This is a genomic window from Microbacterium sp. 77mftsu3.1 (genome assembly GCF_900100525.1).
In the GTDB taxonomy this organism is placed as follows: domain Bacteria; phylum Actinomycetota; class Actinomycetes; order Actinomycetales; family Microbacteriaceae; genus Microbacterium; species Microbacterium aquilitoris.
This window is the reverse complement of record NZ_FNCR01000002.1, coordinates 461,685-487,973: the sequence shown is the minus strand read 5'-3', so window position 1 is coordinate 487,973 and position 26,289 is coordinate 461,685. Positions and strand designations below refer to the sequence as shown.

At 71.2% G+C, this 26,289-nt stretch carries 20 protein-coding genes; 9 read left to right on the top strand and 11 right to left on the bottom strand.

Going from position 1 to position 26,289, the window contains the following annotated elements; genetic code table 11:
- Positions 1–112: 112 nt before the first annotated feature.
- From BLR68_RS07300 to BLR68_RS07290, 3 genes are read right to left on the bottom strand one after another with little or no spacing between them, the layout of a single operon-like run.
- Entirely contained in the window at positions 113–637 is a 525-nt protein-coding gene (locus BLR68_RS07300; protein ID WP_018187486.1) for a 2'-5' RNA ligase family protein, read from the bottom strand.
- The gene (locus BLR68_RS07295) at positions 634–2,616 is read right to left on the bottom strand and encodes a M13 family metallopeptidase (protein ID WP_026302919.1); all 1,983 of its coding nucleotides are present in this window, start codon (positions 2,614–2,616) and stop codon (positions 634–636) included. The genes BLR68_RS07300 and BLR68_RS07295 overlap by 4 nt, the downstream gene beginning before the upstream one ends.
- 35 nt (positions 2,617–2,651) lie before the next feature.
- Entirely contained in the window at positions 2,652–4,442 is a 1,791-nt protein-coding gene (locus tag BLR68_RS07290) for an alpha/beta fold hydrolase (RefSeq protein ID WP_018187488.1), read from the bottom strand.
- A 127-nt stretch (positions 4,443–4,569) separates the two neighbouring features.
- Here BLR68_RS07290 and BLR68_RS07285 point away from each other — a divergent pair, with 127 nt between their 5' ends.
- The 4 genes from BLR68_RS07285 to araA are packed head-to-tail and all read left to right on the top strand — an operon-like array spanning position 4,570 to position 9,426.
- The gene (locus BLR68_RS07285; RefSeq protein ID WP_018187489.1) at positions 4,570–5,562 is read left to right on the top strand and encodes a substrate-binding domain-containing protein; all 993 of its coding nucleotides are present in this window, start codon (positions 4,570–4,572) and stop codon (positions 5,560–5,562) included.
- A gap of 44 nt (positions 5,563–5,606) precedes the next feature.
- Positions 5,607–6,317 carry an L-ribulose-5-phosphate 4-epimerase gene (locus BLR68_RS07280; protein WP_018187490.1) on the top strand — a complete coding sequence of 237 codons (711 nt, stop codon included), beginning with the start codon at positions 5,607–5,609 and terminating at the stop codon, positions 6,315–6,317.
- Positions 6,314–7,927, top strand: coding sequence for an FGGY-family carbohydrate kinase (locus BLR68_RS07275; RefSeq protein WP_018187491.1), 1,614 nt, complete (start codon positions 6,314–6,316; stop codon positions 7,925–7,927). Before BLR68_RS07280 ends, BLR68_RS07275 begins: the two co-directional genes overlap by 4 nt.
- Positions 7,924–9,426 carry an L-arabinose isomerase gene (gene araA / locus BLR68_RS07270; RefSeq protein ID WP_018187492.1) on the top strand — a complete coding sequence of 501 codons (1,503 nt, stop codon included), beginning with the start codon at positions 7,924–7,926 and terminating at the stop codon, positions 9,424–9,426. The genes BLR68_RS07275 and araA overlap by 4 nt, the downstream gene beginning before the upstream one ends.
- Positions 9,427–9,583: 157 nt before the next feature.
- Here the strand turns inward: araA and BLR68_RS07265 are convergent, their stop codons facing one another.
- The 8 genes from BLR68_RS07265 to BLR68_RS07230 form a co-directional block, all read right to left on the bottom strand.
- Positions 9,584–10,126, bottom strand: a complete 543-nt coding sequence (locus BLR68_RS07265; protein ID WP_018187493.1) for a hypothetical protein — start codon at positions 10,124–10,126, stop codon at positions 9,584–9,586.
- On the bottom strand, positions 10,126–10,536 hold the full coding sequence (locus BLR68_RS07260) for a DUF4383 domain-containing protein (protein WP_018187494.1): 411 nt from the start codon (positions 10,534–10,536) through the stop codon (positions 10,126–10,128). Before BLR68_RS07260 ends, BLR68_RS07265 begins: the two co-directional genes overlap by 1 nt.
- 175 nt (positions 10,537–10,711) lie before the next feature.
- Complete coding sequence (locus BLR68_RS07255) at positions 10,712–12,601, bottom strand: DUF2264 domain-containing protein (protein WP_018187495.1); 1,890 nt, start codon at positions 12,599–12,601, stop codon at positions 10,712–10,714.
- Positions 12,602–12,613: 12 nt separating this feature from the next.
- A complete protein-coding gene (locus BLR68_RS07250) occupies positions 12,614–13,720 on the bottom strand; it encodes a glycerate kinase (RefSeq protein WP_018187496.1) in 1,107 nt (368 codons plus the stop codon).
- Entirely contained in the window at positions 13,717–14,760 is a 1,044-nt protein-coding gene (locus tag BLR68_RS07245; protein WP_018187497.1) for a LacI family DNA-binding transcriptional regulator, read from the bottom strand. The genes BLR68_RS07250 and BLR68_RS07245 overlap by 4 nt, the downstream gene beginning before the upstream one ends.
- 45 nt (positions 14,761–14,805) lie before the next feature.
- The gene (locus tag BLR68_RS07240) at positions 14,806–15,678 is read right to left on the bottom strand and encodes a sugar phosphate isomerase/epimerase family protein (RefSeq protein WP_018187498.1); all 873 of its coding nucleotides are present in this window, start codon (positions 15,676–15,678) and stop codon (positions 14,806–14,808) included.
- Positions 15,675–16,877 carry a dihydrodipicolinate synthase family protein gene (locus tag BLR68_RS07235; RefSeq protein ID WP_018187499.1) on the bottom strand — a complete coding sequence of 401 codons (1,203 nt, stop codon included), beginning with the start codon at positions 16,875–16,877 and terminating at the stop codon, positions 15,675–15,677. The genes BLR68_RS07240 and BLR68_RS07235 overlap by 4 nt, the downstream gene beginning before the upstream one ends.
- A gap of 3 nt (positions 16,878–16,880) precedes the next feature.
- Positions 16,881–18,008: a Gfo/Idh/MocA family protein gene (locus BLR68_RS07230; RefSeq protein ID WP_040570594.1), complete on the bottom strand. Its 1,128-nt coding sequence runs from the start codon at positions 18,006–18,008 to the stop codon at positions 16,881–16,883.
- A 408-nt stretch (positions 18,009–18,416) separates the two neighbouring features.
- Here BLR68_RS07230 and BLR68_RS07225 point away from each other — a divergent pair, with 408 nt between their 5' ends.
- From BLR68_RS07225 to BLR68_RS07205, 5 genes are read left to right on the top strand one after another with little or no spacing between them, the layout of a single operon-like run.
- Positions 18,417–19,682, top strand: coding sequence for an ABC transporter substrate-binding protein (locus BLR68_RS07225; RefSeq protein WP_018187501.1), 1,266 nt, complete (start codon positions 18,417–18,419; stop codon positions 19,680–19,682).
- Between the two features lie 21 nt (positions 19,683–19,703).
- Positions 19,704–20,654 (top strand): carbohydrate ABC transporter permease, encoded by a 951-nt coding sequence (locus BLR68_RS07220; RefSeq protein WP_026302921.1) that lies wholly within the window; start codon positions 19,704–19,706, stop codon positions 20,652–20,654.
- On the top strand, positions 20,648–21,541 hold the full coding sequence (locus BLR68_RS07215; protein ID WP_018187503.1) for a carbohydrate ABC transporter permease: 894 nt from the start codon (positions 20,648–20,650) through the stop codon (positions 21,539–21,541). Before BLR68_RS07220 ends, BLR68_RS07215 begins: the two co-directional genes overlap by 7 nt.
- Positions 21,541–24,600 carry an alpha-mannosidase gene (locus BLR68_RS07210; protein ID WP_018187504.1) on the top strand — a complete coding sequence of 1,020 codons (3,060 nt, stop codon included), beginning with the start codon at positions 21,541–21,543 and terminating at the stop codon, positions 24,598–24,600. The genes BLR68_RS07215 and BLR68_RS07210 overlap by 1 nt, the downstream gene beginning before the upstream one ends.
- A complete protein-coding gene (locus BLR68_RS07205) occupies positions 24,600–26,288 on the top strand; it encodes a hypothetical protein (protein WP_256335340.1) in 1,689 nt (562 codons plus the stop codon). Before BLR68_RS07210 ends, BLR68_RS07205 begins: the two co-directional genes overlap by 1 nt.
- Position 26,289: the final 1 nt, after the last annotated feature.

Sequence of the window (26,289 nt, the reverse complement as noted above, 5' to 3'; positions counted from 1 at the left end):
ACCACGCCCCGCACTCCCCTGTCGCAAACGGCAGCGCCACACGGCGTGTCGCGACAGGGGAAGCACACAGCGCGACGAGCACAGCCCGCCCTTCGGCGCACAGACCCCGCGCTCAGCCCCCGAACTCTCCCAGCGCGGTGACGGTGGCGGATGCCGCGTCCCACCGCCTCAGCCCGCGCGCCGTCCCGAGGATGGGGTCGCCGAGCAGCGGCAGCGCGCGCCCGAGATCGGACACCTTGAGCCGTCGCGCGAGGGTGACGTGCGGCATCCACTCGCCCGGGGCGGTGTGCGGAGCGTCCTCTCCTGCGCCGGCGGCCTCGTGCACGGCGGCGTGCAGGGCGAGCAGGTCGGCCGACGGGACGACCGAACGGGCCAGCACCCGCCGCTCCCCCGCCCCGAAGAGTACGACCGCTCCCAGCGTCACGGGGAACGCCGCGGGCAGCGGCACCCGCGCGAGGGTCACCGCGGGACGCACGAGCAGCGTCACGTGCGGGGCATTCGAGGGCGACGTGTGCGCGGCGAGGCTCGACAGCCCGGCGTCGGCGAGCGCCTGCCACTCCGCGCGCACGGCGCGCTCGGTCGCCGCATCGAACTCGAGCTCGATGCTGACGACCGGCGCGCCGCGCACCGCGGTCACCAGATGGTGACGCGCTTGTCCTGATCGAGCCAGAGCGCGTCGGCCTCGGTCACGTCGAACGCGGCGTAGAACTCGTCGATGTTGCGGACGATCTGGTTGCAGCGGAACTCGTTCGGCGAGTGCGGGTCGATCGTCAGCAGACGGATCGTCTCGGCGTCGCGCCCCTTCTGCTGCCAGATCTGGCCCCAGCTGAGCAGCAGACGCTGGATGCCGGTGAGTCCGTCGATGACGGGACCGTCGGCATCCGTCGACCCGGTCGTCTTCAGGTGGAGCCGGTAGGCCTTGATCGCGATGCCGAGGCCGCCCAGGTCGCCGATGTTCTCGCCGATCGTGAGGGCGCCGTTGACGGTGTGCCCCTCGGACAGCCCCTGCGGGACCAGCGCGTTGTACTGCTCGATGAGGGTCTTCGTGCGCTCGGTGAACGCCGTGCGGTCCTCGTCGGTCCACCAGTCGTTGAGCGCACCGGTGCCGTCGAACGCGCTCCCCTGGTCGTCGAAGCCGTGGCCGATCTCGTGCCCGATGACCGCGCCGATGCCGCCGTAGTTCGCGGCCGGATCGCGCTCCATGTCGAAGAACGGGAACTGCAGGATCGCCGCGGGGAACACGATCTCGTTCATGAGCGGGTTGTAGTACGCGTTGACCGTCTGCGGGGTCATGAACCACTCGTCACGGTCGATGGGCGAGCCGAGCTTCGCGACCTGCTGGTCGTGCTGCCACGCGTTCGAGCGACGGACGTTGCCGATGAGGTCGGATGCGTCGACCTCGAGAGCCGAGTAGTCCTTCCATTTCACGGGGTAGCCGACCTTCGGGGTGAAGGCCTCGAGCTTCTCGAGCGCGCGCTCGCGCGTGGCGGGCGTCATCCACTCGAGCGACGAGATCGACTGCCGGTACGCCTCGATGAGGTTGTCGACGAGGACGTCCATCTCCTCCTTGGCGCGCGGCGGGAAGTGACGCTCGACGTACACCTTGCCGACCGCCTCGCCGAGCGCGGCCTCGACGAGCGAGACACCGCGCTTCCAGCGCTCGCGGTTGACGGGCACGCCGGTCATCTCGGTGCCGTAGAACGCGAAGTTCGCGTCGACGAAAGCCTGCGACAGGAACGGAGCGGACGAGCGGATGACCTGCAGACGCAGCCACGCCTTCCAGTCCTCGAGGCGGCCCTCGACCAGTAGCGTGCCGAGGCCCTCGAAGAAGCTCGGCTGGTTGACGTCGACCTCCTCGATGACGCCCGTCTTGCCGGCGGCGACGGCGTCGCGCCACGGGGCGAGGTCGACCCCGGTGAGCTGCACTGCGGCATCCCACGACATCAGGTTGTAGGTCGCGACGGCGTCACGGCTGCGGACGTTGTCCCAGTGGTGGGACGCGATCTCGGTCTCGAGGGCGACGACACGGTCGGCCTGCGCCTCGGCATCGTCGACACCGGCGAGGCTGAACAGCTTCGCGACGTAGGCACGGAACGCGATGCGGGTCTTCTCGAAGTTGTCGAGGCGGTAGTAGCTCTCGTCGGGGAGCGACAGCCCGCCCTGCACGAGGAACATCACGTAGCGCTGCGGGTTGCCCGGGTCGGGCTCGATGTAGGTGCCGAAGACACCCGAGACGCCCTCGCGCTCCAGCGACCCGGCGGTGCTCAGGAAGCTCGGGATGCCGGTGACCCGGTCGACGAGCGCCAGCTGCGGGGCGACGGCGTCGGCGCCGCGCTCCTCGATCGTGTCGGTGTCCATGAAGCTCGCGTACAGGTCGCCGATCTTGCGGGTCTCGGTGCCCGGCTCTGCGTCCGTCGACTCCTCGATGATCGCCCGGACGTCGTGCTCGGCCTGCTCGGCGACGAGGTGGAACGACCCCCACCGCGCCTTGTCCTCGGGGATCTCGGTGCGGTCGAGCCACGATCCGTTGACGTAACGGAACAGGTCGTCCTGCGGTCGGACGTCGGAGCTCAACTCGTCGAGATGGATGCCGGAGGGAAGGGTGTTCTCGGTCATGCGTCCCACCCTATGGGCGCACCCAGACCCCCGGCTCACTTCCTCGTCGTCGAGCACTTCTCCGGGCCCGGCTCGCCCGCGAACCGGGCGGTCGTCCACTCGATGAGCTCGTCGAGCAGCGGCGACGGACGCTCGACGACCGCCGCGTGCTCGTAGCCGTCGTAGACGCGGTAGTCGACGACCTGACCAGCCGAGCACATCCGCTGCACGAATGCGGTCTGGGTCGCCACGGGGATGACACTGTCCGCCCCGCCGTGGGCGAGCAGCACGGGCGCGTTCTGCCGGAGGGGCGCCGCGTTCTCGCGCAGGTGCACGCCGAGGGGACCGGATGCCGGGGGCTCCGAGAACAGCCGCGGATCGCCGCTCATGCCGAGCGAGGCGGCGACCGAGACGACGATCGCGGGATCGGACAGACATCGCTCCGACATCTGCCGGAGGACGGTGTCGGCACCCGGCCTCACGTACTCGTCATAGGACACGTCGTCGTAGATCGACGAGAACGCCGCGAACGCGTACGAGGCGAAGATGCTGCCGCCGGTCACGCTCGAGATGTTCTGCACGAGGGCGGACGGATCACTCGCCGGCGCGAGCGCCGCGACGCCCTGCACGTAGAGCTCGGGCGCGTACTCGCGCGCCATCGAGCCGGCCCAGAGCGCGGCCGCGCCGCCCTGCGAGTGGCCCCAGATGACCGTGCGGGTGCCGAGGTCGGCATCCTGCAGCTCCCGCGCGGCGCGCACCGCGTCGAGCGACGCCGTCGCACTCGGCGGACCGATGAGGTACGGATGCGGCCCCTCGGTGCCGAGGCCGATGTAGTCCGTCGCGACGACCGCCCATCCCTGCCGGATGATCGTCGGCAAAATGTACAGCGCACCCGACCACAGACCGCGCGGCTGCAGCGAGGGGGCGCAGCTCTCCGAGAAGCCCGTCGTCCCGTGGTTCCAGTCGACGATCGGCCACTGCCCGTCGCCCTCCTTCGGCACGACGACGACACCGCTTGCCACGCGCACCTCGCCCGTCGCACCCGTGGTGGTGTAGAGGATCCGCCACGCGTTCGCCGAGACCGGGATGCCGGCGGTGAACGGCTCCGCCCGGATCAGCCGGCCCGCCTCGTCGGGCATGTCACGGGGCGCGGCGTAGAAGTCGTCGACGACGGTCGAGCCTTCGCGCAGCGGCACGGTCACGAGCGCGGTCGTCACGGCGAGCGCGACCGACACGAGAGCGGTCACGGTGCGACCCCACCGGCGCAGCCTGCGGGGCTCGTGGCGGCGCTCGGCGCGGGTGTCGCGGCGACGGCGCAGCCGCATCCAGAGGTCGGTGACCCCGCTCATGATGAGGCGGGCCCCGAACACGACGGCCACGACGAGCAGGGTGATGTCGGGCCAGAACAGCGCGAGGACGCCGAAGATCACACCCGAGATCGAGAAGGCGGCATCCGCGACGCGGGCATCCAGCGTGCGTCCCTTCGCGAAGACGGCCACGAGTCCCGCCGCGCCCGCGGCGAACAGCAGGATGCCGACGAGCGTCGCGACGACACGGACCGTCAGGCCGGGGGTGAGGAGCACGATGAGCCCGCCGACCACCCACGCTCCGCCGGTGATCGTCCGCCAGCGGGGGCGCTGGCCCTCGCCGTCGCGGCCGGTCAGATCGAGCACGCCGGTGAGGACCATGCCGCCGCCGATGAGCCAGGCGAGCACGCCGAGGGCCGTGGTCGGGCGGATGACGATGACCACGCCGAGCACGACCGCCGCCACCGCGACGATCACCCGCACCCACTCGGGCAGGCGCGCGTAGAAGCGCCCGAGCGCGAGTCGCTGCAGCAGCCGCATCCGGTCCCTCCTCCGTCGTCGGCGTGAATCCTCCACCGTAATCCTGCTGGCCGATGAGCTCCCGCTCCTCGACATCGGGCGACTCGGCGTGCAAGGGGCCGCCGCGGGCAGGGCTACAGTGAGCGCCATGGGACGGGCCGGGACGATGCGCGCGAGCGTCCGCGACGTCGCCGCCCGCGCCGGAGTCTCGACGCAGACCGTCTCGCGCGTCATCAACGACAGCCCGAACCTGCGGCCCGAGACCCGTGCCCGCGTCGAAGCGGCGATCGCCGAACTCGGCTACCGCGTCAACAACGCCGCACGATCCCTGGGCACCTCGACGACCCGCACCGTCGGGGTCGTCGCCTCCGACGCCACCCTGTGGGGCCCCGGCGCGGGCATCGCCGCGCTCGACGCGGCGGCGCGGGCGGCGGACCGCTGGTTGGCGACGACCTACGCGGATGCCGCGGACCCGGCATCCGTCACCGATGCCGCCCAGCGGCTGCTCGCCCAGGGCGTCGATGCGCTGATCGTCGTCGCCCCGCACACCGCCACGCTCCCCGCCCTGCGACAGGTCGCCGGCGACACCCCGCTCGCCGCGCTGCACACCGGTGAGGGCGCGGCCCGGCAGCGCGCCGGCGCGGCGCTCGCGGTCGACCACCTCGTCGCACTCGGCCACCGCCGCATCGCGCGACTCGCGGGACCCGCCGACTGGCTCGAGGCCACGGCCCGCGACGAGGGCGTCGATGGCGCGCTGGATGCCGCCGGCATCCGTCCCGCGGCGATCTGGCACGGCGACTGGAGCGCGGCGGCGGGAGCCTCGATCGCGCGCGAGGTGGCCGTCGCGGTGCGCGGAGCGGACGGGCCGACGGCGGTCGCGGCGGCCAACGACCAGATGGCGCTCGGCCTCATCGCCGGCCTCGTCGCCGAGGGCCTGCGGGTTCCCGAGGACGTCTCGGTCACGGGTTTCGACGACAACGCGGATGCCGCCTTCTACACGCCCGCGCTCACCACGGTGCGCGTCGACACGGCCGGTGAGGCGCAGCGCGTGGTCGCCGAGGCCCTCGGCCTGCCCGCGCGCGGCGACGTCGCGGAGCCGGTGCTCATCGCACGCGCATCGAGCGCCGCGCCGCCCGACTGAGCCAACTCTGGCGCGAGCAAGATGTTACCGGTAACATCAACCGCATGACCGATCTCGATGAGGCGATCGCGGCCGTCCGCGCGGACGTCGCCGCCCTGCATGCCGAACTCGTCCGCTACGGCCTCGTCGTCTGGACCGGGGGCAACGTCTCGGGACGCGTGCGCGTTGGTGAAGACCGCAGTGCCGACCTCTTCGTCATCAAGCCGTCCGGCGTCTCGTACGACGACCTCGCGCCCGAGAACATGATCCTGTGCGACCTCGACGGCACCGTCGTTCCCGGCACCCCGGGCAGCGACCGCTCGCCCTCGAGCGACACCGCCGCGCACGCCTACGTGTACCGGAACATGCCGGACGTCGGCGGCGTCGTCCACACCCACTCTCCCTACGCGGTTGCCTGGGCGGCGCGCGGCGAGGAGATCCCCTGCGTCATCACCGGCATGGCCGACGAGTTCGGCGGCCCGATCCCGGTCGGGCCGTTCGCGATCATCGGCGACGACTCGATCGGCCGCGGCATCGTCGAGACGCTGACCGGCCACCGCTCGCGGGCCGTGCTCATGCAGAACCACGGCCCGTTCACGATCGGCGTCAGCGCGAAGGATGCCGTGAAGGCAGCCGTCATGTGCGAGGACGCCGCGCGCACCGTCCACTTCGCGCGGCAGGGGGGCGAGCTGATCCCGATCCCGCAGGAGAAGATCGACGCCCTCTACAACCGGTACCAGAACGTGTACGGCCAGAGCACGGACGCCCGCCGATGAGCGTCATCTCCTCCGGCGGCGCAGCGTTGGGCATCGAGCTCGGCTCGACCCGCATCAAGGCCTGCCTCGTCGACGCGAGCAACCCGACCACCGTGCTGGCCGTCGGCAGCCACGAGTGGGAGAACGCCCTCGTGGACGGCGTGTGGACCTACTCCGAGGACGCGATCTGGTCGGGCCTGCAGGCCGCCTACGCCGACCTCGTCGCCGACGTCCGCCGGCAGGGCGCCGAACTCACGGAGCTCGCCGGCATCGGCGTCTCGGCGATGATGCACGGCTACCTCGCCTTCGACGCCCAGGGGAACCTCCTCGTCCCGTTCCGCACCTGGCGCAACACGTCCACCGGTGCCGCCGCGGCCGAGCTGACCGACCTGCTGGACGTCAACATCCCGCTCCGCTGGTCGATCGCCCACCTGCACCAGGCCGTCCTCGACGACGAGGCGCACCTCGCCTCGCTCGCGAAGATCAACACCCTCGCCGGATGGGTCCACGAGAAGCTCACCGGACGCTTCGCGCTCGGCGTCGGTGACGCGTCGGGCGTGTTCCCGATCGGCACGGACGGCGGCTACGACCGCGGCCGCATCGCGGCGTACGACGCGCACGCCGCCGGGTTCCTCGCCGGACGCAGCCTGACGGACCTCCTGCCCGCGGTCCTTCCCGCGGGGGCGGATGCCGGGACTCTCACCGCCGCCGGCGCCGCCCTCCTCGACCCGACCGGCACGCTCCGCCCGGGCGCCGTGGCGGCCCCCGCAGAGGGCGACGCCGGCACCGGCATGGTCGCCACGAACGCGGTCTCGCCGCGCACGGGCAACGTCAGCGCCGGCACGAGCATCTTCGCGATGGTGGTCCTCGAGCGTCCATTGGAGCGCGTCCACACCGAGATCGACCTCGTCACGACGCCCGCCGGCGACCCGGTCGCGATGGTGCACTGCAACAACGGAGCGAGCGAGCTGGCGTCGTTCGCGTCGCTGTTCGCGCGGTTCGCCGCGGCATCCGGTCAGTCGATGACGACGGACGCCGTCTACGAGACGCTCCTGCGCGAAGCGCTCGAGGGCAGAGCGGATGCCGGTGGGGTCCTCGCGTACAACCACCTGAGCGGCGAGCCGATCGCCGGTCTCGACGAGGGCCGGCCGCTCGTGGTGCGCACCCCCGACGCGGACTTCTCGCTCGCGAACGTCATGCGCGCACAGGTCTACGGTGTCTTCGCGACGCTCGCGATCGGGATGCAGACCCTTGCCGAGGAGGGCGTCGCGCTCGACGCGATGTTCGCGCACGGCGGCGTGTTCCGCACCGCCGGGGTCGCACAGCGCTTCCTCGCCGGGGCCCTGGATGCCCCCGTCACGGTGGGCGACACCGCAGCCGAGGGCGGCGCGTGGGGAATGGCCGTGCTCGCCTCGTACGCCGCCGCGGAGCCCGGCCGGGACCTCGCGTCGTACCTCACCGACCAGGTCTTCGCGGGGGCGGCCTCCGTCACGGCCGACCCCGACCCGGCCGACGTCGCCGGGTTCGCCGACTACCTCGCGCGCTACCGCGACGGCCTGGCCGTCGAGAGCGCCGCCATCACCGCTCTGCCGCTGCGCGGCATCCGCTCATCGAACGAAGGAACAGCATGACCCTCTCCACCAGCCTCGAGCAGTACACCGTCTGGTTCGTCACCGGCAGCCAGAACCTCTACGGCGAGGAGACGCTGCGGCAGGTCGCCGAGCAGTCGCAGGCCGTCGCGGAGGGCCTCGCGGGCCTTCCGGTGAAGGTCGAGTGGAAGCCCGTCCTGAAGGACTCGGACTCGATCAAGCGGCTCGCCCTCGACGCCAACGCCGATGACTCGGTGATCGGCGTCATCGCCTGGATGCACACCTTCAGCCCCGCGAAGATGTGGATCTCGGGTCTCGACGCGCTCCGCAAGCCCCTCCTGCACCTGCACACGCAGGCCAACGTCGAGCTGCCGTGGAACGACATCGACTTCGACTTCATGAACCTCAACCAGGCCGCCCACGGCGACCGCGAGTTCGGGTACATCCAGACGCGCCTGGGCGTCGCGCGCAAGACCGTCGTCGGGCACGTCTCGAACCCCGTCGTCCTGCAGCAGATCGAGGACTGGGAGCGCGCCGCCGCGGGCTGGCAGGCCGTCAAGACCCTCAAGCTCGCCCGCTTCGGCGACAACATGCGCTACGTCGCGGTCACCGAGGGCGACAAGACCGAGGCCGAGCTGCAGTTCGGCGTGCAGGTCAACACGTGGGGCGTGAACGAGTTGGCGGATGCCGTGGCCCAGGCATCCGAGGCGCAGATCGACGCGCTCGTCGAGGAGTACGTGGCCTCGTACGACGTGGCGCCCGAGCTGCTGCCCGGCGCCGAGCGGCACCAGTCGCTGCGCGACGGCGCGGCGATCGAGGTCGGCCTGCGCTCGTTCCTGGAGGCCGGCGGCTTCGGGGCGTTCACGACGTCGTTCGAGGACCTCGGCGCGCTCACGCAGCTGCCCGGCCTCGCCGTCCAGCGCCTCATGGCCGAGGGCTACGGCTTCGGCGCCGAGGGCGACTGGAAGACGGCGATCCTCGTGCGCGTCGCGAACGTCATGGGCTCGGGCCTTCCCGGTGGCGCGAGCCTCATGGAGGACTACACCTACGACCTGGTTCCCGGCAACGAGCGGATCCTCGGCGCCCACATGCTCGAGGTGTCGCCGACCCTGACGACGTCCAAGCCGCGCCTCGAGGTGCACGAGCTCGGGATCGGCGGCAAGGCCGACCCCGTGCGCCTGGTCTTCACGGCGGATGCGGGCCCCGCCCTCGTCGTCGCGATGAGCGACATGCGCGACCGGTTCCGCCTCGTCGCGAACGTCGTCGAGAACGTCGACGCCCCCGACCTTCCGAAGCTGCCGGTCGGTCGCGCGGTCTGGAAGCCGTCGCCGGACTTCGCGACCTCGGCATCCTGCTGGCTCGCTGCCGGCGCCGCCCACCACACCGTCATGACGACGGCCGTGGGGATCGAGGTGTTCCGCGACTTCGCCGACATCGCCGGCACCGAGCTGCTCGTCATCGACGAGGACACGACGGTGCGCGGCTTCCAGAAGGAACTCCGCTGGAACCAGGCCTACTACCGCCTCGCGCGCGGACTGTAAACGCCCACGAGAACGCCCCGGTGCCGTTGCGGCGCCGGGGCGTTTCGTGTGTGCGCGGTGTCACGCGATGCAATAGATGCCGGGCGGCGCGCCGCAGCATTCGCCCGCTACCGGCGTGTCGCCGCGGATCTATTGCATCCGCTAACGTCGACCGGGCTCAGTGCCCGCCGTGGCCCGTCATGAAGACCTCGTTGACCGAGGCGCCGGGGGCGTCGCTGCCGATCGGGGTCGCGGCGAGAGCCGGTGTCACGACGCCGGCGAGCAGGAAGGCGCCGGCGATGAGGCCGCCGATGCTGGTCCGCGCCGCGGCCCGCGCGGTGGGTCGACTCGGTCGTCCCCGGTCGGCGCGACGCAGCGCGACCGCCGACACGACGCCGACGGCGAGTGACAGAACCGCGGCGACGACCACGGGGTAGATGCTCACCTGCGCCGGCCCGACGAGCATGAGCGCGAACAGCAGGACGATCCCGACCAGTGAGACGGCCACCCCGGAGCGGGGCGTCGCGAGCCGGCCCTTGGCCAGCGTCACCATCCCCCACGCGAGGGTTGCCGCGCCGACGGTGGCGAGCAGGATGCCGATGCCACGGTCGGCGGCATCGGCACCCTTCACGATCGCGCCCGCACTCAGCCCGAGCTGAACCAGCCCTGCTCCCCACGCGGCGAGCGCGGGCCAGGAACGGACGAGAGCGGACGGTGACATCAGACGGCCGCGCGGGTGGAGACCTGCTTGTCGGCGGCGATGCCGACGCCGAGCAGGACGATCGCGCTCGCGAGGTGCAGGAAGTGGTCGGCCGTGTTCAGCGCGAGGATGTTCGCCGCGCTGCCGACGAGGAAGAAGCCCACGATGCCGAGCAGCAGGTACGCGGCTCCGACGACGAGATTGACGCCCTTGGCGGCGCGGACGTTCGACAGGCCGCCGATCAGCAGCGCCGCACCGATCAGGAGGTGCGCGACGTTGTGCAGCGGGTTGACCATGAAGATGCCGAGCAGGAGGCCACCCTTGTCAGCAAGGAAGCCGACACCCGCCGTCACGGTGAATCCGAGCAGTCCGACGAGGATGTAGACGGCGCCGAAGATGACGGCGACGAGGCGGTTGGGTGAGCTGGTCATGTGATTGTCCCTCCATTGGTGCGACGGATGCCGCAGGTTGCGCTTTCAGGTGCTACACAGCATTCGGTGCGGGGCCGGGAACGGATTGCACTCGGCCCGTTGTCGAGACTGTATGGACAGGGCGACCCCGCAACGCAGGCCTTGTGGGCCGCTGGCACCCACTGCTATGCGAGCGCTATGCCGACAGCAGGGGTGTCCGCGACCGATGGCCGTCCGGCCAGATGATCGACACTGCGTCCGACTCGACCTCGACGACCGCATCGGTCCGCACCGGCGCGCCGGAGCCGCGCAGATCCAGCACCACGATCGCCTCGTCACACGAACCGAGGTCGACCACCGGGACGACGGCGCGGTCGCCGAGGGGACTGGCCCCGTCCCGGCGCACCACACCGGCGATCCCGCCGGTCAACGAGCGGATGCCGCTGGTCACCCCGCCCGACGACGCTTCAGCCGCCGCGCCGCTCACGTGCCCCGTCGGATCGTCGCCGGCGACGGCCCAGCCCCCGACGCGCAGACGCAGCGCGCCTTCCGCGCGATCCTCGACGCGAACGACCCGCACCTCGATGCTGCCGCGGACGAACGAATCGACCCGGATGCGGCCGGCGCGACGCGCGACGCCGGTGAGCCCCGACCCGTGCGCGTGCGTCGTGGGGGCCGGCTCGACCCAGTGGGCGTCCCACACCGCCGAGACCGACCCGACCCCGTCGTCGACGCGCGTCCCGAGCAGCCGCATCCCGCTGCGGTGGGTGCGGCGACCGTCGGCATCCGTCATCGTCACCGACTGTTCGAGCGGATCGCGCCACGCCTGCGCGTCCAGGAGGGGCGCGGTCGCGGTCGAGTACCCGATGCGGGCGTACAGCGGCGAGTCCGTCGACACCGCGCCCGCGCGGGAGTGGTCCGTGCCGTGGTTGACGACGCGGACGATGCCGTCGGCGGCGGTGCCCGACACGATCCACCCCGGCGAGGTCACGGCGCGCAGGGCGTCGCCCGTCTCGACGGGGAGCGGCTCGGCGGGCGTCGTCCAGACGGGATGATCCGCGGGCAGCAGGACGCCGAGGAGCCCCTTCACCGCCCAGTAGGGCGACCCGGGTCCGGAGTAGGACTGCGCCAGGGCGCGCCACTCGCCGTGCCACCCCATCGTCAGGATGCCGTCGGCGTCCGGGGCGCCCCGTTCGGCGAAGTGGCGGACGATGAGCTCCGCTGCATGGCGCAGTCGACCGGGCGAGTGCGACGGCACCTCGGCGATGACGCCGACCCAGAACACGGCCGCGGCCGCGAACCGGTAGATGAGGCTCCTGCCCTGGATCAGGGGCGACCCGTCGCCGCCCACGAGCGTGAGCGCATCGTCGAGGAAGCGATCCAGCCGGGCGACGCCACCCGCCGTCCGTCCGCCGGCGAGCTCCGCGGCCCCCGTCATCCGGGACCAGAGGACGGGGTATACGTGCAGCGCCCAGCCCACGTAGTGGTCGTAGGAGCGCTCGTCGCCGTCCGACAGCCAGCCGTCCTCCCGCACGAACGAATCGTGACGCGCGAGGTCGGCCGCGATGTCGGCCGGAGACCACGGTCCGCCGACCGAGCGCAGGAACGTCTCGACGACGATGCGGAACCATACCCAGTTCGTCCGCGGATACGTGTCGTCCCCCACGACGGGAGCGAACCACTCGATCGCGCGCTGCCGGGTGACGGCGTCGAGGGCGTCCCACACCCAGGGCCGCGTGAGGTCGAGGATGAGGGCGATGGATGCCGCTTCGACCTTCGCCTGCCCGTGCTCGTCCGGCCGCACCCACCGGTCGGGCGCTCCGGGATCGACGCCGGTCGTGACTCCCCGGCGGACGAACGCGATCAGGTCGTCGACACCGACGCCGCGCTCCCCCGCGATCCGGAAGCCCGCCAGCAGCAGCGTGCGCGCGAAGCCCTCGAGTCCGTCGACGTCACGGCCGTACCCGCCCTCGGCTCCCGGGAAGAGGATGCGACCGCCACCGGGCGTCGCGTACCGTCGCGCGGCATCGAGGAGGGCGTCGGCGTGCGCGACCCACTCCGCGCGCGACCACTCCCCGGCGAGCATCGGATGCCCCGGTCAGCCTCGTCGGCTCGCGAGCGTCCGCCCGGCATCCCGCAGCCAGCGTTCCGGGTCGGCCATCGACGCCGCGGCGCTCCCGGCCAGCTCGGTGGTCGAGACGGCGTGCGCGAACCCCGACGTGTCGGCATCCGCACCGAACCGTCCGGCGACGACCGCGACCGGCACCGCCCGCGACGTCGCGAGCCCGTGGACGAACGCGGGCACCTTGCCCGCCGCGGACTGACCGTCGAACGAGCCTTCACCCGTGACGACGAGGGATGCCGCGCCCACCGCGCCGGCGAGGTCGACGAGTTCGGCGACCCGCTCCGCGCCGGGGACGAGATCCGCGCCCCACGCCGCGAGGGCGAAGCCCGTGCCGCCCGCGGCGCCCGCACCGGGCAGCAACGGGTCGGCGCCCGGAGCGTGACGGGCGATGCACGCCGCGAAGCGCTCGAGCACCCCGTCCACGACCGTGACGTCGGCGGGGGTGAGCCCCTTCTGCGGCCCGAACACGGCCGCAGCACCCGATGGCCCCGTCAACGGGTTGGTGACGTCGCTGAGGACCGTCACCCCGCCCGCGGGCATCGGACGCACGTGCGTGAGGTCGATGGCCGAGACGGCGGCAAGTCCGCGCGCGCCGGCCGGCACGTCCCGCCCGTCGGCATCGACCATGCGCGCGCCCAGGGCACGCAGCATCCCGCTGCCGCCGTCGGTCGACGCCGACGACCCGATCCCGAGGACGAGTCGGGTGACCCCGGCGTCGAGGGCGGCGGCGATCGCCTGCCCGAAACCGGTGGTGTCGGCATCCCACGGCAGCCGGTCGTCGCCGAGCAGTTCGATCCCGCTCGTCGAGGCGAGTTCGACGACGCCTGTGCCGTCCGGCAGCAGAAGCCATGAGGAATCGACGGCGATGCCGCGGGGCCCCCGGACCCGCACCGGGCGTCGCTCGGCGCCGGGGACGGCGGCCGCGAACGCGTCGAGGGTTCCCTCTCCCCCGTCCGCCATCGGACGCAGCACGAGCTCTGCCGCAGGATCCACCTCGCGCCACCCGGCGGCGAAGGCGGCCGCGGCGGCGGCAGCCGGGAGGGAGCCCTTGAAGCTGTCGAGCGCGACGACGACGCTCATGCGCGCGGAGGGGTGCTCTCGCGCAGCAGCACCTCGAGTCGCAGGTCATCCGGGTGCGGCTCCCACTCGGCATCCGTCGCCGCGCGGAACGCCTGGTAGCCGACCTCTTCGAGCGGCACGCGGACGGTCGTGAGGGCCGGGGTCACGTCGCGGCCCGTGGGGATGTCGTCGAAGCCGGCGAGGGCGATGTCCTCGCCCGCCGTGCGCCCGGCGGCGCGCATCGCCGTCAGGGCGCCGATGGCGACGACGTCGCTGATGCCGAAGACGACCGTCCCGGGCTCGATGCCGTCCGCGAGGGCGTGCGTCATGGTCTCGTAGCCCGCTTCGCGCGTGAACCCGCCGCGGTAGACACGGGGCGCCGATCCGCCCGCAGTGGTGAACCCGGCGGTGAAGCCGTCGAGTCGGGTGTCGCTCGTGGCGGTCCCCTCCTCGGCGGCGAGCACGACGGCCTGGCGGTATCCCCGCTCGACGAGTGCTCGGCCGAGGGCTTCGGCGCCGCTGCGGTTGTCGAGGACGAGGGAGCGCACATCGCCGGCGCCCTTGCCGAGGGCGACGACCTGACCGCCCATCCCGCTCAAGAGCTCCAGCTCGCGCGTCAGTTCGGCCGACGGTCCCGCCGTGGTCCGCGACGCCGCGAGGATCAGCCCGCGCGGGCGTTGTCCGCGCAGGGCCCGGACGAGCCTGACCTCCCGCTCCGGATCGCGCTCCGTGATCGCCACCGTCACGACGAGCCCGGCCTCATCGGCACCGCGGGCGACGCCTGAGGCGATGAGCCCGAAGTAGGGGTCGGCGATGTCGGCCACGAGCAAGGCGATGATCGCCGACGTTCCCCGCGCGGTCGCCTGGGCCGACAGGTTCGCGCTGTATCCGAGCCGCGCGGCGGCCTCTTCGACCCGCTCCCGGTAGGAGTCGGCGACCTTGCGGGTCGAGCCGTTGAGGGCGCGCGAGGCGGTGGCGAGCGAAACGCCCGCCGCGCGGGCGACGTCGTCGAGCGTGACCGCGCCGGACGGCGCGACTCGACGCAGGGTGCGGTCGGTCATGGTGCGCAGTCTACGGGCGGCGGTTCAGGCAGCACGGGACGCGCGTCATCGACCGGCGAGAGAAGGCGAGACGGATGCCGCGAACCCCGCCGCGGTCCGGCGCACCACCTCGAGAGGGTCGGTCGCCCAGATGTCGGCGTTGAAGATCTCGACCTCGATGTCGCGGTCGTACCCCGTCGCCTCGACCGCGCTCGTCAGTCCGGCCAGGTCGATGACGCCGTCGCCCGGGTAGTGACGACCGAGGAGGACGTCGGCGGGGAGCGGGGTCTTCCAATCGCACACCTGGTACGTCGCGATGCGACCCTCCCGGCCGGCGCGCGCGATCGAGTCGAGCACCGCGGGGTCCCAGAAGATGTGGAAGGTGTCGACGGCCGCACCGACGACATCCGCATCGAAGTCCGCCGCGATGTCGAGCGCCTGACCGAGGGTCGAGACGACGCAGCGGTCGGTCGCGTACATCGGATGCAGCGGCTCGATGGCCAGCGTCACTCCCGCCGCCTTCGCGTGCGGAGCGAGCTCGCCGATCGCATCGCGCACCCGCTCGCGGGCGCCGATCAGATCGCGGGACCCTTCGGGCAGCCCGCCGGCGACCAGCACGAGCACGGCGGTCGACCCCGGCGCGCCGGCGGCGGCGAGCGTCGCCGCCTCGTCGATGGCGACGAGGTTGTCGTCGATCGACGCGCGTCGCGCGGGGCCTTCGGGCATCGTGAAGAAGCCCGACCGGCAGTGCGTCGAGAACCGGAGGCCCGAGTCGGTCAGCATCGACGCGGCCGTCGCGAGACCGACCTCCTGCACCGGTTCGCGCCAGAGCCCGATGGACTGCACACCGGCCTCGACGGTCACGCGGAGCGCGGCGGCGAGGTCGGCGTACTTGATGGTGCCCTGGTTGATCGACAGGCGCGGGTCGACGGCGCTCACGCGTCGAGGCCGTTCAGTCGCAGCATCCCGTTCCACCGCTCCGCGGCGCGCTCGGGACGTTCGAACGCCTTCGCGTCGTTCGCGAGCTCGACGATCCGCGACAGGTGCGGAAGGCTGCGCGCGGAGTGCAGACCGCCGACCATCTGGAACGCGGGCTGGTGTCCGTTGAGCCAGGCGAGGAAGGCGACGCCCGTCTTGTAATAGAACGTGGGCGCGGCGAACACCTGACGCGACAGCGCTTCGGTCGGGGCGAGCACCTCGAGGTAGCGCGCCGGGTCGCCCGCATCGAGCGCCTGGATCGCCGCGGAGGCGACCGGCGTCAGGGCGGCGAAGGCACCGAGCAGCGCGTCGGAGTGCTGACGAGCGGATGCCGGGTCCCGCGTCGGCTGCGGGGCGTCGGGCACGTCCGCACCGCCGATGAGGCCGACGTAGTTGAAGTCGTCGCCCGTGAACATGCGCACCGACTCGGGCAGGCGCTCGCGCACCGAGACCTCGGAGGCCGCGTCGAGCAGGCTCATCTTGACGCCCGCCACCTTGTCGACGTTCGCCTCGATGACCTCGAGCAGCACAGCGGATGCCGTCTGCCAGTCGGTCGCCCCGAAGTACCCCGCGAGCTGCGGGTCGAAGGCGGTGCCGAGCCAGTGCAGCACGACCGGTGCCGTCGCCCGCGACAGCACGGCGTCGTAGACGCGGCGGTAGTCCGCCGCGCTCTCGGCGACCCGTGCCAGGTGACGAGAGGCCATGAGGACCGGACCCGCACCCTGCTCTTCGGTGAAGTGGAGCTGCTCGAGGTAGGCCGACACGACCTCGTCGAGCGTGATCCGCTCCTCATCGATGTGATCGGTGTTCACGCCGACGGCGACGGAACCGCCCTCTTCACGGGCGACCTCGGCGGAGCGCGAGATCAGCTCGCGGGTGGCCGCGGCATCCAGTCCCATGTTCCGCTGCGCGGTGTCCATGGCGTCGGCGACGCCGAGGCCCCACGAGTACACGTTGCGACGGAAGTCGAGGGTCGCGTCCCAGTCGATGTCGGCCGGCTGACCCGGGGTGTTGTCGGCGTGCGTCTTCGGCACGACGTGCGCCGCCGCGTACGCGACCCGGCTGCGGAGCGGTCCGTCGGGGCGGGTGTAGCCGGAGGTGTCGACGAGGGGGACGCGCCGGAGTGCGCCGTCCCCCGAGAGCAGGGTGAGGTCGGTCATGGATCAGTCCAGCGACAGCGCGTCGAGCTCGATCTTGCGACCCTCGCGGCTGGAGCGGATCCCGGCCTCGGCGAGCTGCACGCCGCGCGCACCGGCGAGGAGGTCGAACTCGTAGTCGGTTCCCTCGACGTACGAGACGAGGAACTCCTCCCATTGCTGACGGAAGCCGTTCATGAAGACGTCGTTGACGGGGATGTTCTGCCAGTCGGCGTCGTAGTCGTGGGTGTCTTCGAGGTCGGGGTTCCACACCGGCTTGGGCGTGGCGTTGCGCGGCTGGATCTTCGCGCCGAACAGGCCGACGACGGCCGAGCCGTGCGTCCCGTCGACGTGGAACTCGACGAGCTCGTCGCGATTCACGCGGACCGTCCAGGAAGAGTTGATCTGGGCGACGACGCCGCCCTCGAGCTCGAACACGCCGTAGGCGGCGTCCTCGGCGGTCGCGGTGTAGTGCTCGCCCTTCTCGTCCCAGCGGTCGGCGATGTGGACGGCCGCCTGCGCGTAGACCGTGTTGACGCCGCCGAAGAGGTTCTCGAGCACGTAGTTCCAGTGCGGGAACATGTCGACGATGATGCCGCCGCCGTCTTCGGCGCGGTAGTTCCAGGAGGGGCGCTGCGCGGGCTGCCAGTCGCCTTCGAAGACCCAGTAGCCGAACTCTCCGCGCACCGACAGGATGCGGCCGAAGAAGCCCGAGTCGATGAGGCGCTTGAGCTTCTGGAGGCCGGGGAGGTACAGCTTGTCGTGGACGACACCGGTCTTGACGCCGGCCTCGGCCGCGAGCTTCGCGAGCTCGAGCGCCTCTTCGAGCGACTCGGCGGTCGGCTTCTCGGTGTAGATCGTCTTGCCGGCGGCGATGGCCTTGCGAAGGGCGGTCGCACGCGCCTTCGTGACGAGGAAGTCCGCGTAGATCTCCCAGCGCGGGTCTGCCAGAGCGGCATCCAGATCGGTCGTGTAGTCCTCGATGCCGTGCTTCGCGGCGAGCTCGGCGAGCTTCGCCTCGCTGCGGCCGACGAGGAGCGGCTTGACGGTGACCTTCGACCCGTCGGGCAGCTCGATGCCGCCCTGCTCGCGGATCGCGAGGATGGAGCGCACGAGGTGCTGGCGGTAGCCCATACGGCCCGAGACGCCGTTCATGATGATGCCGATCTCGCGGACGGCGGGGGCGGCGGGAGCAGCCGCCGGGGCGGGTGCGGTGATGGTCGTCTCTGACACGGTGAGGTCCTTGTCTGCTTCTCTGCGTGCGGCGTCGGGGCTGCCCTGAACGCCGCGGAGGCGAATGGGTAAGCGCTTTCCACTCAGTGTGACATCGGCGATCCGATTGCGCAACAGCCGCGTCGGTCGCGCGAACGTCGAAGCCCGGGTGATCATGGAAGTGGCGCTTGTCGCAAAGACGTTACATATCCGACACAGGTAAGCGCTTGCCGTCCCGAGCGTCCCCGGTTACCTTATGAGCACCCCTTGTCATGACATGCCGACAAATGCCGACATACCCGCTCATGACTCACCTCGCGCTCACCGAAGAGCGCACGCGAAGGAGAAGCAGTGAAGAGTTCCCGCACCATCCGATCCGCCACCATCATCGCCGCGGCTGTGGGCGCCCTCGTGCTCGCCGGCTGCTCGTCTTCGGGGGGCGGCGGGAGCGACGACGTCACCCTCGAGTTCGTCCAGTCCGGTGACGCCGCCCAGGGTGGCGGCTACGCCACGCTCGCCAAGAAGTACGAGAAGGAGACCGGCGTCAAGGTCAAGGTCGTCGAGGTTCCGAGCGACGACCTCCGCACCCGCCTCCGCACCGCCTCGCAGGCCAACGACCTCCCCGCCCTCGCGGCAGCGCCCGACGCCGACCCGGCGTGGACCGACCGCATGCTCGACCTCACCGACATCGCCAAGGACGCCAAGGTGCTCCCGGCTCTTCGCGTCGAGGACCCCGAGGACGGCAAAGTGAAGGCCCTTCCGACGACCCTGACCGGTGTCGGCATGTTCCTCAACAAGACGCTCTGGGACGAAGCGGGCGTCGAGTACCCGACCTCGCTCGACCAGAAGTGGACCTGGGACGAGTACGTCCAGAAGGCCACCGAGGTCGTCGACAAGACGGATGCCGAGTTCGGCGCCGTCATGGACAGCTCCGCCCACCGCCTCCGCGCCTTCATGTTCGAGTTCGGCAGCCAGGGTGTCACCGAGCAGTCCGACGGCACCTGGGCGCTCGACGCCGAGGGCGAGAAGGCGCTCGAGTACTTCAAGAAGCTGAACGACGACGGGTTCATGCCGAAGGCCGTGTGGGCCGCCGGTGACGACCCCAGCGCGACCTTCAAGAGCGGCCGCGTGGCCGGCTACATGTCGGGCGTCTGGCAGATCGCCGACTTCCAGGCCAACATCAAGGACTTCGACTGGGTCTCGGTGCCGCTGCCGCAGCAGCCGGTCCGCTCCACCAACTACGGTGCCGCTTCCTGGATCGTCGCCTACGACGGCACGGGCGTCGAGAAGGAGACCCTCGACTTCGTGAAGTGGATGTACCAGCCGGAGAACTACAAGGAGTACTGCGAGATCTCGGGCTGCCTGCCCGCGATCGACGGCGTCGACATCACCTACAAGGACGACGCGTACGCGTTCGACCTCTACAACGGCGAGATCGCCGAGTCCCCCGAGATCGCTGCGCGCCAGACCGTCGACGGCCTGAAGAACAGCTACACCGGCCTCGCCATCGACAGCGAGCCGCTGAAGGACGAGACGATCAAGTACCTCAACGGCGAGCAGTCGCTCGAGCAGACCGTGAAGAACATCGACACGGTCTCCACCGAACAGATGAAGTAACCCGCAGGGAACCGCACACGCATGACTGCAACCATCACGCCGGACGCCTCCGCCCCCACGGCGGGGGCGCCCGGCGCGCCCTCCCCCCGCCGCAAGCGCACCTTTGGCCGGTACCGGATGGCGCCGTTCCTGTTCACCGTCGTCACGGCCGCCCTGTTCGCCCTGTTCTTCCTGTGGCCGGGCGTCCTCGGACTGTCGTACTCGCTGACGGACTTCCGCGGCTGGGGCGACGCCGAGTTCGTCGGACTCGACAACTACAGCAAGCTCCTCAGCGACCCGAGCTTCTACTCGGCCCTCGGCCGCACGTTCGTCTTCGCACTACTCTCGGTGCCCCTCAGCTACGCGCTCTCGCTCGGCATGGCCGTCGCGATCAACGCCGCGCACGCCCGCGGCAAGACCGCTGCGCGCATCATCTTCTTCCTCCCGTGGCTCGTCTCGCCGATCGTGACCGGTGTCATCTGGCGCTGGATGTTCGGCGAGAGCTTCGGCTTCGTCAATTTCGTGATCAGCATGCTGGGCGGCGAGCGTGTGCCGTGGTCCTCGAACGCGGACCTCTCGCTGCTCGTCGTGATCCTGGCATCCTCGTGGGCCGGTGCGGCCTTCAACATGCTGCTGTTCGTCGCCGCCCTCAACAACGTCCCGAAGTCGTACTACGAGGCGGCCGAGCTCGACGGCGCCAACGGCTGGCAGCGCTTCCGCAGCATCACGCTGCCCTCCATCGCCCCGACGTCCGTCCTGGTGATCCTGCTGTCCACGCTCGGGCACATGAAGGAGTTCGCACTGGTCCAGTCGCTCAACGGCGGCGGTCCCGGAACGCAGAACCGACTGATCGTCCAGTACATCTACGAGACCGGCTTCAAGCAGTCCGAGATCGGCTACGCCAGCGCGGCGTCGATGGTCCTCCTGGTGATCCTCATGGTCATCGCGATCATCCAGCTGCGCATCAGCCGGAGGAGCAACAACTCATGGTGACCACCTACGCCATCACCGTCCCCGACGAGAAGAAGCGCGAGAGCTTCGAGCGTCGCCGCCGGTCGAAGAACCTCCGTCGCCGCGCCGTCGTGCCGACCACCATGCTGTGGGTCCTGGCGCTGCTCATGCTGTTCCCGCTCGCGTGGTTCCTGCTCTCGTCGTTCAAGCCGGGCAGCGAGCTGTTCAGCTACCCGCTGTCGTTCTTCCCCAAGGAGTGGACGCTCGGCGGCTACGAGGCGGCGCTCGAGCGCATCGACTTCGCCCGTTACTTCCTGAACACGGCGATCGTGGCGACGGTGTCGACCGTCCTGACGGTCTTCCTCTGCGCGACGACGGGCTATGCGCTCGCGAAGTACAAGAACCCGTGGCTGAGCGTCCTGGGGCTCTTCATCCTCTCGATGACGATGCTGCCGGGCGAGGTCATCCTCAACCCCATGTTCGTCGTCATCCGCGACCTCGGGCTCTACAACCAGCTCGCCGGTGTGATCATCCCCTCGATCGTCACCCCGACCGGCGTCTTCATGTTCCGCCAGTTCTTCATCACGATCCCGGATGAGCTCATGCAGGCGGCCCGCATCGACGGTGCGAGCGAGTACGGCATCTTCTTCCGGATCATGCTGCCGCTGGCCCGGCCCATCGCGCTGACGCTGGCGATCATGTCCTTCCAGTGGCGCTGGAACGACTACATCTTCCCGCTCATCATCCTCGGCGACCCCGAGCAGTTCACCCTGCAGATCGCGCTGCGGGCCCTGGTCGGCGCCGAGAACATCGAGTGGACGATCCTGCTGGCGGCATCCGTGCTGTCGATGATCCCACTGGTCGCGCTGTACCTCGTGTTCCAGAAGTACGTGACCTCGTCGAACATCAACGCAGGACTCAAGGACTGATGCATTCACGGGACCACCTCGTCCTGGAACGCGTCGACCGCTTCGTCGGGGAGTACCTCGACCGGGCCGTCGTCGCCGACCGAGCTCCGCTCCACGTGTCCGCCTGGCAGGTCCCCGACAAGGGCGACCTGCCGGGCGAACCGGTGTCGGTGGAGCGGATGCGGCAGGATGCCGCGTTCGCCCCCGTCGAGGGCGGTCACCGCTGGGGCCGCGCCTGGGGCACGACGTGGTTCACCGTCGAGGGCGAGGTGCCGCGGTCTTGGGCCGAGCGCGACGGCCGCATCGAGTTGTCGCTCGACCTCGGCTTCTCGCAGGCCAAACCCGGCTTCCAGTGCGAGGGACTCGTGCGGACGCTGGAGGGCGTCGTGGTGAAGGGCCTCGAACCGCGGAACCATCACGTCCCCGTGTCGAACCGCCCCGGTGAGCGCGTGTCGTTCACGGTCGAGGCCGCCGCGAATCCCGACCTGTCGGGGGGCGACGATTTCAAGAGCCCCCTCGCCTTCTCGCCCACTCCGCTCGGCGACCCGGCCACGGCCGGCGCCGAACCCCTCTACCGGCTCGGACGGATGGAGCTGCGCCTCGTCGACGAGACTGTCGAGCGCCTCCGCCGCGAGATCATCGTGCTCGTCGGCCTCGCCCGCGAGCTGGTCGACTCCGACCCGCGTCGCGCGCGCATCCTCGACGGGCTCGAGCGCGCGCTGTACGTGATCGACCCCGACGCGCCCGCCGAGGGCGCGGCGGCGGCCAGCGGCATCCTCGCTCCCCTCCTCGCGGCACCGGCCGCGGCATCCGCTCACCGCATCACCGCGACGGGGCACGCCCACATCGACTCTGCGTGGCTGTGGCCGAGCCGCGAGACGGTGCGGAAGGTCACGCGCACGTACGCGAACGTGCTCGATCTCATGGACGCCGATCCCGATGCCGTCTTCGTCAGCTCGTCGGCGCAGCACTTCGAGTGGGTGCGCCGCAGCGATCCCGAGCTCTTCGCGCGGATCAAGGAACGCGTCGCCGAGGGACGTTTCCTCCCCGTCGGCAACATGTGGGTCGAATCCGACGTCAACATGCCCTCGGGCGAATCGCTGGCCCGCCAGCTACTGGCGGGCACGCGCTTCTTCGAGGAGCACTTCGGAGCGCGCAGCGACGTCGGGTGGCTGCCCGACTCGTTCGGGTTCCCCGCCGGACTCCCCCAGCTGCTGCGCGGCGCGGGACTGGAGTGGTTCTTCACGCAGAAGATGTGCTGGAACGACGTCGACACGATGCCGCACCACTCCTTCGTCTGGGAGGGACTCGACGGGTCGCGGATCTTCACGCACTTCCCGCCGAACAACACCTACAGCGGCGACATGCGGCCGACCGAGCTCGCCCGCAGCGTCCGCAACTTCGCCGACCACGCCGCCAGCACCCGCTCGCTCATGCCGTTCGGCTTCGGCGACGGCGGCGGCGGACCGACGCGCGAGATGATGGCCGACGCCCGCCTGCAGGCCGACCTCGAGGGCTCCCCCACGATCGCCTTCGGCACGCCGCGAGAGTTCTTCCTCGAGGCGGCCGCCGAACCCACCGACCCGCCCGTCTGGTCCGGCGAGATGTACCTGCAGTTCCACCGCGGGATCTTCACGTCGCAGATGCGCACCAAGCGCGGCAACCGTCGCAACGAGGCCCTGCTCGTCGAGGCGGAGCACTGGAGCGCCGCGGCCACGGTACGCCGCGGCATCCCCTATCCGGCGGCCGAGCTCGACGAGCTCTGGCGCGAGGTGCTGCTGCTGCAGTTCCACGACATCCTCCCCGGCAGCGCGATCGCGTGGGTGCACCGCGAGGCGGAGCGCTCGCACGCCGAGACGACCGACCGGCTCGAGCGGATCATCGCGGATGCCGTCGCCGCCCTCGTCGGCGAGGGTTCGCAGCCCCTGGCGCTCAACCCGGGCACGGCACCCGTCGCCGCGATCGCCGCGGGCGGCGCGGGAGCCGCGCCGGCGCCGGTGCCGGTCACGGCCGAGAACGTCGACGGCGGATTCCGCCTGCGCTCCGACCAGATCGACGTGCGCGTCGGACCCGACGGCACCCTCCGGAGCGTGGTCGAGCTCGCCACCGGGCGTGACCTCATCCCCGCCGGTCACCGCGGCGGACTGCTGCAGCTGCACGTCGATGCACCGTCGAAGTGGGACGCATGGGAGCTCGACGCCTCGTACCGCCTCGCCACGACCGACGTCGACGGCGGCACGGCCGAACTGGTCGACGGCGTCGTGCACGTCGTGCACCCGCTGCCGAACGGCACCGCCGAGCAATGGATCGACATCCACCCCGACGGCGGCGGCGTCCGCATCCGCACCCGCGTCGACTGGCACGAGCGGCACCGTCTGCTCAAGCTCGCCTTCCCCGTCGCGGTGCACGCGCAGGACGCGGCCTACGAGACGCAGTTCGGTCACGTGCGTCGCCCGCTGCACACGAACACGTCGTGGGATGCCGCCCGCTACGAGGTCTGCGCGCACAGGTGGGTGCACGTCGGCGAGCCGGGCACCGGTGCGGCGATCGTCAACGACGGCATGTACGGCCACGATGCGACGCGCACGAGCGACGAGGACGGGACGGTCACGACCGTGCGGCAGTCGCTGCTGCGCGCGCCGACGTTCCCCGACCCCGACGCGGACCAGGGCGTGCACGAGTTCACGTCGCTCTTCGCGCCGGCCGAGACGACGACGGATGCCGCCCGCTGGGGTGCGATCGTCGGTTCGCCGCTGCGCGAGGTCACGGGCGCAGCGCCGGTCGCACCGCTCGTGACGAGCTCGACCGACGGCATCGTCGTCTCGGCGGTCAAGCTCGCGGCGGACGGCAGCGGCGACCTCATCGTCCGCGCCTTCGAGCAGCGCGGCGCCCGCACCGGCGGCACGCTGCACCTCGATGTCCCCAGCTCGTCACTCGAGGTCTGCGACCTCGTCGAGACCGTCGGCCGCGGCCGCGCCGACGCCGCGCGGCGGACCGACGACCGCACCGTCGCGCTCGACCTGCGCGCGTTCGAGGTCGTCACCCTGCGCATCGCGCTGCACGAACCGGAGCAGTCATGATGATCGACACCGATACCGACACCTTCGTCGCCGACGTGATCGCCGCGGCGGATGCCGAGGCCACCGCGCTCCTGCTGGCGTCGACCGACGTGTCGCTCGCCCCGCTCGGACCGCACCGCGAGTCGATGAGACGCGCGAAGCTGCTGGTCGCGGTCTTCCTCGAGCCGGGGTCCGCATTCGCCGGCGACCCGGCGGCGGTCGCCCTCGCCGAGACGTACGCGGGGATCCTGCACGACCTGCAGTCGCCGACGGGGCTCTTCCTCGGCGGCGACAACGTCGAGTCGCCGCCCGACACCGGATTCACGATCAACGACGTCGGCGACATCCTCGAGCTCGCGCGCCGCTCGGGCGACGCCCGGCTCGACCGGGTCGCCGAGGTGCTGGGAGGCATCGCCGATCGCGCCGCCCCGGCGCTGCTCGCGGGTGGCGTGCACACGCCGAACCATCGCTGGGAGCTGAGCGCGGCGCTCGTCCGCCTGCACCGGCACCGCCCCGACCCGCGGCTCGAGGCGCGGGCGCGCGAATGGCTCGCCGAGGGCATCGACATCGACGCCGACGGCCTGTACTCCGAGCGCAGCGCGAACTACGCGGTCTACGTCTCGAACCCCTCCCTCCTGGTCATCGGCGACGTCCTCGGCCTGCCCGAGCTCCACGACGTCGTGGCACGGAACCTCGAGGCGACCCTGGGACTCATCCACCCCGACGGCTCCGTCGAGACCGTGCACTCCCGCAGGCAGGACCAGCGCGAGACCCGGTTCCCCCTCGCGCCGTTCGCCCTGCACTACCGCCGCCTCGCCCTCGAGACGGGGCGGGGTGACTTCGCGTGGGCGGCGCGGGTCGCGGCATCCGCACCCGTCATCGATCCGCAGACGGCCCTCGCCGACATGATCCTGCACCCGGCGCTGCGCGAGCCGCTGCCCGCGGGCACGGCGCCGGCCGACCGGGCGCGCATCGTGTGGCCGGTCTCGGGGCTCGTCGTCGACCGCACGCCCGACCGTTCCCTGGTCGTCTTCGGCGGGTCGGACTACACCGTCGCCCGCCGCATCCGCTCGGGCCTCGCGAGCAACCCGACGTTCCTGCGCCTGTTCGCCGGCGACTCAGTTCTCGACTCGGTGCGGCTCTCGCGGCATTTCTTCGGTCTCGGCCCGTTCCGCGCCGATGAGATGACCGCCGAGGACGACCGCATCGTGCTCGAGGAGCGGCTCTCCCCCGCGTACTTCGGGCCGCTGGACACCACGCTCCGCCGCCCGGGCGGCGACTACCGCGTCGTCGACGAGGGTCGCTTCTCGGCTGCGATGTCGTTCGACGAGCGACCGCGCGACGAGGTCCCGCTCCGTACCCGCATCGACGTCGTGCCCGTCGAGGACGGCGTTCAGCTGACGATCGAGACCGAGGGTCCGATCTGTGCGTGGAGCCTCGAGTTCGCCTTGCGCTCGGGCGGCGCGTTCGAGGGGGTCGACGTGCGGGCCGACGGCACAGCCGTGCTCGCCGACGGGACCGCGCGGTACGCCGTCGGCGACGACATCCTCGAGATCGGCCCCGGGACGGGCTCGTCCGCACCGGCCGCGTACCTTCCCGGTGAGGACTACGACTACCTGGGCGGCACCGACGCCCTGGGTGGTCCGCGGCTCTACGCGACCGGGACGACACCCGGGCGGGCGACGTTCACCGTCCGTCGCGTGCGCTGAC